Source organism: Arcticibacterium sp. SM2516 (assembly GCF_057914865.1).
On the sequence record NZ_CP195290.1, the window covers coordinates 3,369,789 to 3,385,249 of the forward strand.

Here is a 15,461-nt window from a genome sequence, read left to right on the forward strand (position 1 = left end):
GTCCATTTCATAGTACCTTTGATGTAAATTTAAGAGATATCACTTCATGCTACGACCTTATTTAGGAAACATTGGCCATATACTTACTATTTTGGCATTTATTAGTTCTTTAATGGCCACTTATGCCTACTGGCAAGCCTCTAAAGAAACGGAATCAAAGACGTTTTGGAAAAAATATGGCAATGGCATATTCCTAGGTCATACCGTTTTTGTGGTAGGTATCTGCCTAGCTCTTTTTACGATAATTTTTAATCATTATTTCGAATACCATTACGCATGGGATAATACTTCCTGGAGTTTGCCTTTGGGCTATGCTATTTCATGCTTTTGGCAAGACCAGGAAGGCAGTTTTCTGCTCTGGATTTTCTGGAATTCCATTATCGGTTGCATTCTAATCCTTCAATTCAGAAGTAAATCCAAGCACCTAACTTTAGGTTCTCCGAGCATGATGATAGTTTCCGGGATTCAAGCCTTCTTAACTTCCATGATTTTAGGCGTGGTTTTCTTTACAGAATATAAAATAGGAAGCTCCCCATTTCTTACACTCCAGGAAGTTAACCCTACAGCTCCAATATGGGCTCTAGACCCAGATTTTATTCCTAAAGATGGTAATGGATTAAATCCTCTACTTCAGAATTATTGGATGGTTATTCACCCGCCTACACTGTTTTTAGGTTTTGCACTCACCATGGTACCCTTCTCACTGGCTCTAGCCTCCCTTTGGAAAAAAGACTACACAGGTTGGCTTTCGATAACGCTTCCATGGACTTTATTAGCATCGGTAGTTTTAGGAACGGGGATTATAATGGGAGGTGTTTGGGCTTACGAAACCTTGAATTTTGGTGGATATTGGAACTGGGATCCTGTGGAAAACGCCGTTTATGTACCTTGGATAATATTAGTCGCCTCTTTTCACACACTCTTTTTTGCACGTAAAAGCAGCTCTGCTTTAAAGTACTCCTATATCCTTATTATTGCCCAGTTTATATTAATTCTATATTCCACGTTCTTAACAAGATCTGGAATCTTAGGTAATGCTTCAGTGCATTCCTTTACAGATTTAGGCTTATCAGGTCAGTTATTACTCTACCTTTTAACCTTCCTCTTCGGAGCCATTATTTTGGCCGCTTTAAGATGGAAAGAACTGCCTAGAGATGATAAGGAAGCCTCTTTATACTCTTCAGAATTTTGGCTCTTCATGGGTGTTTTAACACTCGGATTGGCAGCATTTCAGGTTATCATTACCACTTCCATTCCTGTTTATAATAGTTTGGCGGAATCTTTAGGATTTGATTTAAATATGGCCTTGCCATCCAATCAGATAGAACATTACACAACATTCCAAATGTGGCTCTTCATTGTGGCTGTCATTTTAATGGGAATTGCTCAATATTTCTGGTGGAAAAAAATTAAAGGTGAGAGTTTCAAAGCTTTAAGCACCCCACTGCTAATATCAATGGTCTTATCTATGTTAGTCATACTGCTGACAAAAGTAGATGATTGGAAATATGTAATTTTAGTATCAGGTTCCATATTTTCTATTGTGGTCAATGCTTCTATCTTAATTGACCTTTTCAGTGGTAAAATAAAAGTAGCCGGCGGAGCCATAAGCCATATTGGTGTTGCCTTAATGTTACTAGGTATTATGTTTTCATCTGCCTATGAAAAAACTGTATCCATTAACACTACAGCCACAGAACTTTTCTCGGACTCCGAAAAGGAGAGTAGAGAAAATGTATTATTATGGCTTAACAGACCCTATGAATTACCGGATTTTTCATTAACCTATAAAGGTCAATTTGTTGACGTTAGAGAAGTACCTGGCTATATTGAAAAAAGATTTATACAACCCGTAATTGGTTCAGGTTATAAAGGAATTGCAAGAGCAGACATTGTAGATGGCTCAGACACACTTAAATATCGTTCGGACACGGTCAAGTATGAGGCGGAGAATACTTATTATCAAATAAGCTACGAGCTTAAAAATGGCGATAAATTCAATTTGTATCCTAGATATCAAATTAATGAGAAAATGGGTAATGTCGCCTCGCCAGATATCAAACGCTTCTGGAATAAAGACATCTATTCTCATGTGAACTACGTTCAAAACGAACAAGAACGTGAATGGACTATTCCTATGGATTATCAAGTGGCTTTAAGAGATACATTCTTCTTAAATGATTATGTTGCCATTTTGGATGATGTTATTGGTGTAAGAGAAGTAGATGGCATGGTCTTAAAAGAAGGGGATGCCGCCGCCATGGCCAGCCTGAGAATATTAGAAAGGGATGGTGAAAAACTATTAAGACCCACTTTCGTTATTAAAGACAATCAAGTTTGGAGCAAACCTGTGGTAAGCAATGAATTGGGTCTTAAAGTTCAATTGAACCAAATTGACCCGGTGACTGGCAATTTTACATTCGGTATCTCCAGAAGCGAAAGAGAATATATTGTGTTAAAAGCCATTGAAAAGCCATTGATAAATCTACTATGGCTTGGTATCATTCTCCTTATTATTGGCATTGCATTCTCATCATACAGAAGATTCAGAATAGCCTTAAGAAAAGAATAATTTATCCTTACTAATTGTGTTAATGTTTTCTCCTCAAAAGAGATTGCATTAACACATTTTTTATGCTCTTTAAACGCATAAACACTCCCCAGAATATCGCATTGGATAGCTTCTTACCTTCAAGCAATTCCAGCAGCTTTACCTCGTACTTTCCTTTTTTAGTTATGCTAAATCCTGTTTTTAGTTATGACCAAATAGAGCATTCTCTAAGATTTAGTCTGTCATTATGTGGACTTCTTCAATTATCAATAAGTAATGCCTATTCTAAAACATAACTTATTCGTTGATAAACGAAAGTGATAAGTAAGAATGGGTCCTGAACTACGCAATAGCTTTTTTAGTTGCTAGCAGAAGTCTCAAAAGCAATAAATTTCCCCGATTTAAGAATCATACACCTCTACATGAGTTCTTTCATTTGAGAAACTAACTAACACAGTTTCTGCGTTTCTGTGGCGGGGGATTTAACTTTAGAACCCAACCATAATTAAGGAGTAATCGATTTTCATTGGCTACTAAACTGTAAGAAAAACTGGCTTAAAAGCCTTTCATTGGATTACAACACTTTCCCGGGCATTATTACAAAACCCTTTGACCCTTGAAGGTCAAAGACATCATCAGATTCCTTCAACCCAGTTTATGCATTGCAGAATCGTAATGAGTTTTAAAGTGGAATAAATCAGACATTTAAACAAGATTATCATAGCGGTTTACCCTCAGCTAATGTCGAAGGGTTCTAGTAATTGAGTTTAAATGGGTTTACGAACTGATTTGAAGTAGTTTAGCTACGGCCCCGATAAAATCGGGAGATTTTATAATAAATAAAGCGGGTTCAAGTTGATCAACCTTGCCAAGATAAAAGCTTTTAGAAGCAGACTTAGATTAGTCAGAAGTATTGAATTCTTCCTTTTTAGATTATGTCAAATTTATGCTTAAAGAACTCATCCCCCAACTTTTGTACTTGACCCCGTAGTTCCCCTATCTGCTCGAGCATTTCTTAAACGCAAAAAAGTCGCTAGATTTCTCTAACGACTTTTTAATAAAAATGCGGCGTCTACCTACTCTCCCAGGTTTGATCCAAGTACCATCGGCGGTTCGGGGCTTAACTTCTCTGTTCGAAATGGGAAGAGGTGGACACCCGTCCTATAAACACCATCAAATCTTCAAAGACTAGCCTTCAGCAATCTGCTTTGGGCAATTAGCCTTAATTTCTTTTGATGAATTTAGTTTATATCTAAATCAACAATTTGACATTAATGAATTTCATCTTTGATACCTTAAGCCTCAAAAACTAAATTCCATTGTGATGATGAAAGACTGAGTAGAATAAATTATTATAAAAAAGAGAGCTTATCGGTTCATTAGTACTACTCGGCTACATACATTGCTGCACTTACACCTATAGCCTATCTACGTCGTAATCTCCAACGTTCCTCTATGGAAGTCTCATCTTGAGGTGGGTTTCACACTTAGATGCTTTCAGTGTTTATCCCGTCCATACGTAGCTACTCTGCCGTGCCCTTGGCAAGACAACAGATACACCAGCGGTATGTCCAATTCGGTCCTCTCGTACTAAAATCAGAGCCTCTCAAACTTCCTACGCCCACCACAGATAGGGACCGAACTGTCTCACGACGTTCTGAACCCAGCTCGCGTGCCACTTTAATGGGCGAACAGCCCAACCCTTGGGACCTTCTCCAGCCCCAGGATGTGACGAGCCGACATCGAGGTGCCAAACCTCCCCGTCGATATGAGCTCTTGGGGGAGATCAGCCTGTTATCCCCGGAGTACCTTTTATCCTTTGAGCGATGGCCCTTCCATACAGAACCACCGGATCACTATATCCGTCTTTCGACCCAGATCGACTTGTTGGTCTCTCTGTCAAGCTCCCTTTTGCTATTGCACTCAACGCACGGTTACCAACCGTACTGAGGGAACCTTTGAAAGCCTCCGTTACTCTTTTGGAGGCGACCACCCCAGTCAAACTACCCACCAAGCAATGTCCTCCCGCTGGGAGTTAGGAAACAGATAAATAAAGGGTGGTATTTCAACAACGGCTAACCGACGCCTAGCGACGCCGGATCACAGCCTCCCACCTATCCTACACATTATTTACCCAGTCCCAATGCTAAGCTATAGTAAAGGTTCACGGGGTCTTTCCGTCCCGTGGCGGGTAGACGGCATCTTCACCGTCACTACAATTTCGCCGAGCTCACGGCTGAGACAGTGCCCAGATCGTTACACCATTCGTGCAGGTCGGAACTTACCCGACAAGGAATTTCGCTACCTTAGGACCGTTATAGTTACGGCCGCCGTTTACTGGGGCTTCAATTCAGACCTTCGCATTGCTGCTAAGCCCCCCTTTTAACCTTCCAGCACCGGGCAGGTGTCAGGCCATATACGTCGACATTAATCTTCGCATAGCCATGTGTTTTTGCTAAACAGTCGCCTGGGCCATTTCTCTGCGGCCTCCATTTTATTATGGAGGCTCCCCTTATCCCGAAGTTACAGGGTTAATTTGCCTAATTCCTTAGCCGTGAATCACTCGAGCACCTTAGGCTTCTCGCCTCGACTACCTGTGTCGGTTTGCGGTACGGTCTGTTATAAACTAGAGCTTAACGGCTTTTCTTGGAACCTTGTCCCCCTGTTCGGTTTGGCCTAAACCTCCCCTCAACGCACTATTCCGTCAGTACGTACAAAGCTTCAAAATCCGTCCCCGTGTCGCATTTATAACAGGTTCAGTAATATTAAACTGATTCCCATCGGCTTCTGCTCTCGCATTATCCTTAGGATCCGACTAACCCTCCGTTGATTAGCATAGCGGAGGAAACCTTAGTCTTTCGGTGTGCATGTTTCTCACATGCATTATCGCTACTTATTCCTACATTTGCTTTTCTGTACGCTCCAGCATCCATTACCAGACACATTCACTGCATACAGAATGCTCCCCTACCACTTGTAATAAATTACAAATTCTAAGCTTCGGTACTATACTTTATGCCCGTTTATTATCGATGCCCGCCCCGCTCGACCAGTGAGCTGTTACGCACTCTTTAAATGATTGCTGCTTCCAAGCAAACATCCTGGCTGTCTCTGCAGTCAGACTTCCTTAGTTCAACTTAGTATAGATTTAGAGACCTTAGCTGTAGATCTGGGTTCTTTCCCTCTTGGACTTGGACCTTAGCACCCAAGCCCTCACTGCCGGTTATATCTTGTCGCATTCGGAGTTCATCTGAATTTGGTAGGATGTGACTCCCCCGCATCCAATTGGTAGCTCTACCTCGACAAGACTCAACACCGACGCTGTTCCTAAAAACATTTCGGGGAGTACGAGCTATTTCCTAGTTTGATTAGCCTTTCACCCCTACCCACAGTTCATCCAAACACTTTTCAACGTATACTGGTTCGGTCCTCCATTCCGTGTTACCGGAACTTCAACCTGACCATGGGTAGATCACTAGGTTTCGCGTCTACAGCATGCGACTAAACGCACTGTTAATACTCGCTTTCGCTTCGGCTTCGGTACTTCATACCTTAACCTTGCCACATACCGTAACTCGTAGGATCATTATGCAAAAGGCACGCCGTCACTCTATAAAAGAGCTCCGACCGCTTGTAAGCGTACGGTTTCAGGTTCTATTTCACCCGGGTATTCCCCGTGCTTTTCATCTTTCCTTCACAGTACTAGTTCACTATCGGTGTCTCAGGAGTATTTAGCCTTAGCTGATGGTGCAGCTGAATTCAGAGGGGGTTTCACCGGCCCCCACCTACTCAGGATACTGCTCGTCCGATTTCATTTACTTTTACGCGGCTCTCACGCTCTACGGCTCACTTTCCCAAGTGATTCAAATTGAAAAATCTTCCTAAATGCAGTCCTATAACCCCGACATTGCCGTAACAATCTCGGTTTGGGCTTCTCCGCGTTCGCTCGCCACTACTTGCGGAATCACTCTTGTTTTCTTCTCCTATGGGTACTTAGATGTTTCAGTTCCCCACGTTCGCTTTCTATTAGATAGAATTCTCTAACTTCATTAGAGAGGGTTGCCCCATTCGGAAATCTACGGATCAATACAAATGTGCTGTTCCCCGTAGCTTATCGCAGCTTATCACGTCCTTCTTCGCCTCTGAGACCCTAGACATCCTCCATACGCTCTTACATAGTTCTCTTAAATAATTCTTTCTTCTCAGTCTTTCTCATCATGTCAATGAACTCTTATCTAACTACTTATCGATTACAACCCTTATTGGAAGTGATTGTAATACTTCGTTAAATCTGAAGTATAGCTACTTAACGCTATACCTTAATTTTTTATAGGCAATTATGCCTCGTGGAGAATATCGGAGTCGAACCGATGACCCCCTGCTTGCAAAGCAGGTGCTCTAGCCAGCTGAGCTAATCCCCCTCTTTTCGCTTAGATAATCATATCCTCGCTTACTAAAGTGGGCCTGCGTGGACTCGAACCACGGACCTTTACATTATCAGTGTAACGCTCTAACCACCTGAGCTACAGGCCCGTTGCTTTGAGTCGCTACCTAAAGGTCGCTCACTCAATTCTCTCTTTAATGTCAACCTATTGAATATATATATAGACGAAACCTCTTTCTATCTCGCGATAGTTACTCGTATTTCTACAAGTAGTCGCATTGTTATTGCTAACAATACTTTGTCGTTGAACTTTCTCTTGTTTATTTCTTCCGTTCTAATAAATTAAAACAGAATATCTCTAAAAAGGAGGTGTTCCAGCCACACCTTCCGGTACGGCTACCTTGTTACGACTTAGCCCTAGTTACTGATTCTACCCTAACGAAGTCTTTAACCTTCCGCTTCAGGTATACCCAACTTCCATGGCTTGACGGGCGGTGTGTACAAGGTCCGGGAACGTATTCACCGCATCATGGCTGATATGCGATTACTAGCGATTCCAGCTTCATAGGGTCGAGTTGCAGACCCCAATCCGAACTGTGATTGGCTTTTTGTGATTGGCTGACTATTGCTAGCTCGCTGCACTCTGTACCAACCATTGTAGCACGTGTGTCGCCCTAGGCGTAAGGGCCATGATGACCTGACGTCGTCCCCTCCTTCCTCTCTACTTGCGTAGGCAGTCTTAACTGAGTCCCCATCCGAAATGCTGGCAACAGTTAATAGGGGTTGCGTTCGTTGCGGGACTTAACCCAACACCTCACGGCACGAACTGACGACGGCCATGCAGCACCTTGTTTCGCGTCATTGCTGACTGATCTATCTCTAGAACATTCGCTCACATTCTAGCCTAGGTAAGGTTCCTCGCGTATCATCGAATTAAACCACATGCTCCACCGCTTGTGCGGACCCCCGTCAATTCCTTTGAGTTTCACCGTTGCCGGCGTACTCCCCAGGTGGATTACTTATCGGTTTCCCTTGGTCACTGAATGTATATCTCCAACAACTAGTAATCATCGTTTACGGCGTGGACTACCAGGGTATCTAATCCTGTTCGCTCCCCACGCTTTCGTGCATCAGCGTCAGTGTATCTACAGCAAGCTGCCTTCGCAATAGGTGTTCCTTCTGGTATCTATGCATTTCACCGCTACACCAGAAATTCCGCCTGCCTCCTGATAACTCAAGCTCTTCAGTTTTGATGGCATGTAAAACAGTTGAGCTGCTACCTTTAACCACCAACTTAAAAAGCCGCCTACGCACCCTTTAAACCCAATAAATCCGGATAACGCTCGCCACCTACGTATTACCGCGGCTGCTGGCACGTAGTTAGCCGTGGCTTATTCCTATGGTACCGTCAATGTGCCTCGCAAGGCCCTTTTCTTCCCATATAAAAGCAGTTTACAACCCAGAGGGCAGTCTTCCTGCACGCGGCATGGCTGGTTCAGACTCTCGTCCATTGACCAATATTCCCTACTGCTGCCTCCCGTAGGAGTCTGGTCCGTATCTCAGTACCAGTGTGGGGGTTACTCCTCTCAGAGCCCCTAAAGATCGTAGCCTAGGTGAGCCGTTACCTCGCCTACTAGCTAATCTTACGCATGCCCATCTCTATCCAATAAATCTTTCAAATTAAAATGATGCCATCTCAATTATTATGCGGTATTAATCCAAATTTCTCTGGGCTATTCCCCTGATAAAGGTAGGTTGCATACGCGTTACGCACCCGTTCGCCGGTCTCAGGAAATACAAGTACTTCCCTACCCCTCGACTTGCATGTATTAAGCCTGCCGCTAGCGTTCATCCTGAGCCAGGATCAAACTCTCCATAGTAAATTACTATTTTAAAAAGTTCCTTGACTCAAGGTCCGTCTATATATATATCAATAAGTTAATGAACTTTATCCTACTTAACGTCTCCGTTTTTGTAAGCTAGATGAGCTTCTTAACGCCCTTCCTTTTCTTTATTTTTTTCCGTTCCTTTCGTAACGGGGTGCAAAGATGAAGGATTAAATTTTAAACACCAAAATAAATTTGATATTTTTTTTACTTTTCTTTTTCCCTCCCTCAATCACCATCTTCGCTTAGAACTAAACCCGTAACGATTCTCCGTTTTGGGATTGCAAAGATACGGCAATACTTTTGAGTTCACCAAACATTTATTTGAAGTTTATTCTTGTCAATTACCTAACTAACTCTTAATCAGAAGTACTTATAATACATCAATGATAACATTAAAACTTATCCTTGAAATAGTCCTACAGTAGAAGTATATTGAGAAGCAATTCAAGCATGATATTATAGAAAAAGTACCTTCTGTATTATTATTAAAACAATTCTTCAAATCTCATGATTGGCAAAAAAATTGTTCATTTGTACATACAAGTAGTAGAACTACTTTTAAAATACTTTATCGGTAAGGTCATCGTTTTGATGATAATCATATTTATTGAATGAAATACATCTTTATATTATTCTCGCTTCTTCTTAATTCAACCTTTGTTTTCTCCCAAGAACTTCAAAAGCTCGGTTCTTCTATTAATACGGAGTACAATGAAATACATCCGGTGATTTCACCAGACGGTGAGTCTTTATATTTTGTAAGGGTAAGCCACCCATCAAATAACCATGGAAAAAACGGCAGTAATGATGTCTGGTATTCTGAACACAGATCTGATGGTAGGTGGTCCATTGCCAGAAAAATGCCTAATACCATTAATAAGGATAAATACAATGATCTCTTTAGTATCACACCTGACGGAAATACTATCTTAATAAGAGGTGTATATAGGAATGGACGAAAACAAAACGAAGTAGGGATATCTCAATGTAAAAAAACAAAGACAGGATGGACGCAACCAGAGCAGCTCGACATCCCAAAACTAGACTTGATGTGTAAAGGACAATTCCTTTCTGCTTTCTTGACCAATAATGGTAAAGTTTTAATACTAGGCTTTGCAGAAAAAAAGAATAGTAAAAATGATGACCTATATATAAGTAGTCTTGGAAAGGATGGAAAATGGACTAAGCCTGAAAGTTTAGGTGCCGACATCAATACAGGAAATAGCGAAACCACTCCATTTATGGCGTCGGATGACTATACCTTATATTTTGCCTCTGATCGGAAAGGCGGACAAGGGGGATTTGACATTTGGGTAAGTAAAAGAACAGACAGAACTTGGAAAAAATGGTCTGAGCCCATCAATCTAGGAGCAAAGATCAATTCGGAAGAAGACGATTACTACTATTCTATAACGGCCACTGGAGAATATGCTTACATGGCCACTAAAAACGAAAGCATAGGAAAAGGCGATATTGTAAGATTCAAATTAAGAGATAACTCTTCTGACGATGATGTAGTGGCGGCTCTTCAATCTTCCAACAACCAACAAAATCAGTCAAACACTCCCGCAAAAAAAACAAAGGAAGAAATAGAAAAAGAAAAACTAGATGCCCTTACCTCTCCTAACCCAGTGGTGATGTTAAGCGGAAAGGTTATTGATACTAAAACGCAGCGACCAATTGAAGCCAGAGTTATATATGAGACATTTCCTGAAGGAGAGGAAATTGGCGTAGCAAACACTAACCCCACAACTGGTGAATATAAAATAGTGCTTCCCTATGGTAAAATGTACACCGTGCGTGCAGAAGCGAATGACTTCATTGCAATTGGTAAAAACATTGACCTTACTCAAATAGGCGAATTTAAAGAACTGAAAGGTGAAAACTTGGAATTAGCTCCTATACTAGCTGGTGTTACTGTAGCTATGAGCAATATCTTCTTTGAATTTGCCTCGGCAAATCTAGAAAAGGAATCCTTTCCTGAGCTAGATAGGTTGGCAGGAGTCTTATTAACCAACAAAAATATGACTATTGAAGTACAAGGGCATACAGATAATGTGGGTTCACCTGAAGTTAACCTTAAACTTTCGCAGGCTAGAGCTAATTCTGTACGTGATTATCTACTTACTAAAAACGTACCGATCGAGAAAGTTGCCAGTGTGGGTATGGGTATGGCAAAGCCAATTGCATCTAATGCAACCACAGAGGGGCAAGCTAAAAACCGTCGTGTAGAATTTATTATAACTAAAAACTAAATCTTTCTACCTTTGCGGCTTCATTTAAAACTAATAAGAGAAGGATGAGCAAAGCACAGATGATAACTGAAAAAGGCACGATGGTTATTGAATTTTATGATAACGACGCCCCTAAAGCAGTAGAGAACTTTAAGAAACTAGCCTCAGAGGGCTTTTATGACGGTTTAACTTTCCATAGAGTTATTCCAAATTTCATGGTACAGGGTGGCTGTCCTAATGGAGTTGGCAATGGTGGCCCAGGATATAAAATCCCATGCGAACTAGATGGCGAGCTTCAATATCACGACAGAGGGGTATTATCTATGGCACATGCAGGAAGAAACACCGGCGGATCCCAATTTTTTATCTGCCACAGCAGAACTAACACTGCTCACTTAGATAGAAACCATACTTGTTTCGGTAAGGTGATTGAAGGTGTGGATACCATAGATGACATCAAACAAGGTGACAAGATTGAGAAAATTGTCATTTTAGACGAAGCGTAAATTTTATTACTTCTCGTTTTAACACCCTAAATTGGTATTGCCGATTTAGGGTGTTTCTTTTTATAAAGAGCCCACAAGGCAGCTAACATATTTAGCATAAACAGCTCCATATATTAGCCAAGCATTCTAATACATTACCTTTGATTAGTCCTCAATAAAGTAATGTACCTCAACAACCATACATACTATAGTCTCCGATACGGCACTTTCTCCGAGAAGGAGCTGTTGCGATTAGCTCAAGACAATGGGCAAACGGTATTACCATTGACAGATATCAATAATACCTCCGCTTGCTTAAACTTTGTGCGGTTAGCACCTCAATATAACATTAGACCCATACTGGGAATTGATTTTAGAGATGGTGCTAAACAATTATTCATCGGGTTGGCTACCAACAATGACGGATTTCAAGAACTCAACGAATACCTTTCTCTGCATTCGCATCAAAAAACGACTATTCCAGCAGAAGCACCTGCTTTCATAAATGTAAAAGTAATATATCCTTATATACAGGTTCAAGCTTTAAACAAAACCCGATTTGAAGCAAATGAATATATAGGCATAAATCTTAAAGATTTAACTTACCTCCACAGGTCAAAATGGCACAGCCTCCAAGACCGAATGGTGGTTTTACAGCCCATCACTTTTAGAAACAAGATAGACTATAATGTACATCGTCTTCTGAGGGCCATTGACAATAATGAGCTACTGAGCAAACTCTCCCTTAGTGAGCAAGCAGATATTGACGAGAAATTCATACCCCAGGAAGCATTAACCCAAGGTTTTAAAGAATACCCCGCTATCATTCAAAACACAGACAAACTCCTAGAGCAATGCCAAATTTATTTTGACTTTAGCCCAAAACGGCTACATCAAAACCTGCTTCTCTACACCAATAGTTTTGAGGAAGATTTTCAAATACTGGAAAAACTGACTCATGAAGGTTTAAAATATCGGTATGAAGTCATCACGGATGACATAAAAGCCAGAATTGCTAAAGAGCTCAAGATGATTAATGAACTGCACTACGTTCCGTTTTTTTTGGTCAACTGGGATATTGTGCAATACTGCCGCAGAAAAGGCTATTTTCATATTGGTAGAGGTAGCGGAGCCAATAGTATAGTGGCCTACTTATTAGGTATTACAGACGTGGATCCTATAGAACTGGATTTGTATTTTGAACGCTTCATGAATCTTTATAGGGCTAATCCACCGGATTTTGATCTAGATTTTTCTTGGCGAGATAGAGAAGACGTGACCCGATATATCTTCGAACGCTTTGGTAAAAAGGGACAAGTAGCACTTTTAGCCACTTATAGTACCTTTCAGCATAGCGGTGCTGTAAGGGAACTCGGTAAAGTTTTTGGTTTACCTAAAAGTGAAATTGATATTTTAAGTGATGGCAAGTTTGTCTTTGACGAGTTAGACAGGCTACAGCAGCTGGTTCTCAAATACGCTAGATCTATACTAGGTATGCCCAACCATTTAAGTGTACACTCTGGCGGTATATTGATTTCCGAAAAACCCATTACCTATTTTTCCGCAACAAATTTGCCCCCTAAGGGCTTCCCCACCACGCAGTTTGATATGGTGATATCTGAAGACGTGGGGCTTTTTAAATATGATATTTTAGGGCAACGGGGTTTGGGTAAAATCAAAGACACACTAAGTATTATAAAGCAGAATAGACCTGAAGCGGGAGATATAGACATCCATAATGTCAAACCTTTTCTGAAGGACCCCAATATTAATCACAAAGTAAGTCAGGCAGAATGTATTGGTTGTTTTTATGTAGAATCTCCTGCCATGCGAATGCTTCTCAAAAAATTAGGCACCAACACCTATCTAGGGCTAGTGGCGGCCAGCTCTATCATTAGACCTGGCGTGGCAAAAAGTGGCATGATGCGAGAATATATTCTCAGACATAAAGACCCAGAACGCAGGAAATTGGCTCATCCTATTATGTGGCAACTGATGGAAGACACTTATGGCGTGATGGTATACCAAGAAGATGTTATAAAGGTAGCTCACCACTTTGCAGGATTAGATTTGGGTGAAGCTGACGTGCTCCGCAGAGGTATGAGTGGAAAGTTTAGGTCCAGAGAAGAATTTGACAAAGTGAAACGTAAATTCATATTTAATTGCAAAGAAAAAGGCTATTCCGACAAAATTATCCAAGAAGTTTGGGCTCAAACGGAGAGTTTTGCTGGCTACGCTTTTGCCAAAGGGCACTCGGCTTCCTATGCTATAGAAAGCTACCAAAGCCTTTACCTCAAAACTTATTTCCCACTGGAATATATGGTGGCGGTATTAAATAATGGTGGAGGATTTTACAGGGCGGAGGCTTATATCCATGAAGCCAGAATGCAGGGAGCCACCGTGCATGCTCCACATATAAATATTAGTGTATACGAAACCACCATCCATGGTAAAAACATTTATTTAGGTTTCCAGCACCTGTCTGGGATCGAGGGTCAAATAGCAGAAAACATAGTTTCAGAAAGAAATACATCTGGCAAGTTCCAGAGCTTAGAAGATTTTATGGACCGCATACCATTAGGTATAGACCAGATTGACACCTTGCTAAGGATGGGGTCTTTTGATTTTACTGGAATTAACAAGCGAACATTATTATGGAAAGCCTATTATAGGTGCAATAAAGAACCAAAAAAGAGTGTTCAAAAAGAGCTTTTTAAAACACAAGTCAAACAGTTTTCTTTGCCTACACTTACCTCATCGGAGTTGGAGAATGTTTTTGACCAGATAGAATTACTAGGCTTTCCGCTCTGCGACCCGTTTGACCTATTGCTTACACAACCCGAGAATGGCTTATTAGTTAAAGACATGCCCAAGTTTGTCAATAAGACCATCACACTCTATGGGTATTTGGTCACCACTAAAAACACCGCTACCTCTAAAGGTGACAGAATGTTTTTTGGTACTTTTTTAGACAAAAGCGGGCAATGGATAGATACTGTTCACTTTCCGCCGGTGGCGAAAAAGTATCCTTTTCGTGGCAAAGGTATCTACGAACTCACAGGAAAAGTGGTGAATGAATTTGATTTTCTAACCTTAGAAATCACTTCAATGAATCGTCTACCTTATATACTTGACCCGAGATACATTACGGATGAAGAGGCTAGCAAAAGAAAAGTAGCTTAGGATAGGTACAATCTATTGGCCATTTGGTCGTAAACGGAATTGGTCAGTTTACCGATATTGAAACTATGTCCACTGTTTAAATCAAATGGAACTAAAACCATCCTCACTTCCTGCTCACTCAATTTCCTATGCTTAGGGTTCATGGTACCTCCGTATTCACCAGCCTTTACTGTGGGAATCCACTGATACGCTGAATCTACAAAAGTGCCTCTAGGTGCCATCAAAGGTGGAATACCCTCACCAATATAATTCAATTTCTTAGGGTGTGGGAGTCCTAAAGCGTGACCAAACTCATGTGAAGCTGTGGTACTAACACCTAAATGGTCTGTGGTAATCCAATGCCCAGAGTTATCACCAATCACAGAACCCATCATAGAGCGGGTGATATGGTTACCGTTTTCTATCCTAACAAAATTATTTCTATAGTCTCCGTTATTTGCAGCCAAAATAGAAATGTCATTTAGTGAAACAACCACAAACGAAGTTTGAAAACGAACGTGATACGGCAGCGTATGAACTGGCAGATAAATAGTGTGGCTATTCCACATGCTATTAATTTCATCCACTATTTTCTCACCTAGCTCCACAGTGGCTTCATTTCCATATAAGAAAAGCTAGCAGAAACTAAGATTTCTTTGGAGTCGTGAAGGACGTTTGCTACTGCAGACATAAAAGGGGATTGTTACAAAAAGCGACTGACGCAAGATCAAACTAAATATTTAAATGCTAAAATAT

5 protein-coding genes, 2 tRNA genes and 3 rRNA genes are annotated in these 15,461 nt (G+C 41.0%); 4 read left to right on the forward strand and 6 right to left on the reverse strand.

Translation table 11 applies throughout. The annotated features are described in order from the left end of the window. The first annotated feature begins 46 nt into the window (after window positions 1-46). Window positions 47-2,572: a cytochrome c biogenesis protein CcsA gene (gene ccsA, locus ACSBFT_RS14025; protein ID WP_489601100.1), complete on the forward strand. Its 2,526-nt coding sequence runs from the start codon at window positions 47-49 to the stop codon at window positions 2,570-2,572. Window positions 2,573-3,614: 1,042 nt separating this feature from the next. Here the strand turns inward: ccsA and rrf are convergent. The 5 genes from rrf to ACSBFT_RS14050 form a co-directional block, all read right to left on the reverse strand. Next, window positions 3,615-3,726 (reverse strand): 5S ribosomal RNA (gene rrf, locus ACSBFT_RS14030). Between the two features lie 184 nt (window positions 3,727-3,910). Further along, window positions 3,911-6,736 (reverse strand): 23S ribosomal RNA (locus ACSBFT_RS14035). Between the two features lie 162 nt (window positions 6,737-6,898). Further along, window positions 6,899-6,972 (reverse strand) — tRNA-Ala (locus tag ACSBFT_RS14040). 38 nt (window positions 6,973-7,010) lie between these two features. Then, window positions 7,011-7,084: transfer RNA gene (locus ACSBFT_RS14045), tRNA-Ile, on the reverse strand. A gap of 213 nt (window positions 7,085-7,297) precedes the next feature. Continuing rightward, window positions 7,298-8,815: ribosomal RNA gene (locus tag ACSBFT_RS14050) — 16S ribosomal RNA — on the reverse strand. The 16S, 23S and 5S rRNA genes sit together here with 2 tRNA genes alongside, the layout of an rRNA operon. A gap of 620 nt (window positions 8,816-9,435) precedes the next feature. On the opposite strand from ACSBFT_RS14050, the gene ACSBFT_RS14055 reads away from it, so the two are divergent. The 3 genes from ACSBFT_RS14055 (at window position 9,436) to ACSBFT_RS14065 (ending at window position 14,726) form a co-directional block, all read left to right on the forward strand. Beyond that, window positions 9,436-11,079, forward strand: coding sequence for an OmpA family protein (locus tag ACSBFT_RS14055; RefSeq protein WP_463046599.1), 1,644 nt, complete (start codon window positions 9,436-9,438; stop codon window positions 11,077-11,079). Window positions 11,080-11,123: 44 nt separating this feature from the next. Continuing rightward, window positions 11,124-11,564 carry a peptidylprolyl isomerase gene (locus tag ACSBFT_RS14060; RefSeq protein WP_463046600.1) on the forward strand — a complete coding sequence of 147 codons (441 nt, stop codon included), beginning with the start codon at window positions 11,124-11,126 and terminating at the stop codon, window positions 11,562-11,564. Window positions 11,565-11,726: 162 nt separating this feature from the next. Continuing rightward, complete coding sequence (locus tag ACSBFT_RS14065; RefSeq protein ID WP_489601101.1) at window positions 11,727-14,726, forward strand: DNA polymerase III subunit alpha; 3,000 nt, start codon at window positions 11,727-11,729, stop codon at window positions 14,724-14,726. Here ACSBFT_RS14065 and ACSBFT_RS14070 read toward each other — a convergent pair. After that, the gene (locus ACSBFT_RS14070; protein ID WP_489601102.1) at window positions 14,723-15,292 is read right to left on the reverse strand and encodes a hypothetical protein; all 570 of its coding nucleotides are present in this window, start codon (window positions 15,290-15,292) and stop codon (window positions 14,723-14,725) included. The genes ACSBFT_RS14065 and ACSBFT_RS14070 overlap by 4 nt on opposite strands. Window positions 15,293-15,461: the final 169 nt, after the last annotated feature.

Excerpts from the sequence above, each read along its gene's own strand:
- ccsA (WP_489601100.1), top strand. The coding sequence starts at position 47 with ATGCTACGACCTTATTTAGGAAACATTGGCCATATACTTACTATTTTG.
- ACSBFT_RS14055 (WP_463046599.1), top strand. The coding sequence starts at position 9,436 with ATGAAATACATCTTTATATTATTCTCGCTTCTTCTTAATTCAACCTTT.
- ACSBFT_RS14060 (WP_463046600.1), top strand. The coding sequence starts at position 11,124 with ATGAGCAAAGCACAGATGATAACTGAAAAAGGCACGATGGTTATTGAA.
- ACSBFT_RS14065 (WP_489601101.1), top strand. The coding sequence starts at position 11,727 with ATGTACCTCAACAACCATACATACTATAGTCTCCGATACGGCACTTTC.